Annotated in this window: 1 rRNA gene; it reads left to right on the plus strand. The window is 52.6% G+C overall.

The annotated features are described in order from the left end of the window. Window positions 1-660: ribosomal RNA gene (locus M9194_RS21550) — 16S ribosomal RNA — on the plus strand; the annotation flags it as partial.

Here is a 660-nt window from a genome sequence, read left to right on the forward strand (position 1 = left end):
CATCATTTGACGTTAGCTGCAGAAGAAGCACCGGCTAACTCCGTGCCAGCAGCCGCGGTAATACGGAGGGTGCGAGCGTTAATCGGAATTACTGGGCGTAAAGCGCATGCAGGTGGTTTGTTAAGTCAGATGTGAAAGCCCGGGGCTCAACCTCGGAAGGTCATTTGAAACTGGCAAACTGGAGTACTGTAGAGGGGGGTAGAATTTCAGGTGTAGCGGTGAAATGCGTAGAGATCTGAAGGAATACCAGTGGCGAAGGCGGCCCCCTGGACAGATACTGACACTCAGATGCGAAAGCGTGGGGAGCAAACAGGATTAGATACCCTGGTAGTCCACGCCGTAAACGATGTCTACTTGGAGGTTGCGGTCTTGAACTGTGGCTTTCGGAGCTAACGCGTTAAGTAGACCGCCTGGGGAGTACGGTCGCAAGATTAAAACTCAAATGAATTGACGGGGGCCCGCACAAGCGGTGGAGCATGTGGTTTAATTCGATGCAACGCGAAGAACCTTACCTACTCTTGACATCCAGAGAACTTAGCAGAGATGCTTTGGTGCCTTCGGGAGCTCTGAGACAGGTGCTGCATGGCTGTCGTCAGCTCGTGTTGTGAAATGTTGGGTTAAGTCCCGCAACGAGCGCAACCCTTATCCTTGTTTGCCAGC

The sequence above is a fragment of the Vibrio sinus genome (genome assembly GCF_023634645.1).
GTDB classification, from domain to species: Bacteria; Pseudomonadota; Gammaproteobacteria; order Enterobacterales; family Vibrionaceae; genus Vibrio; species Vibrio sinus.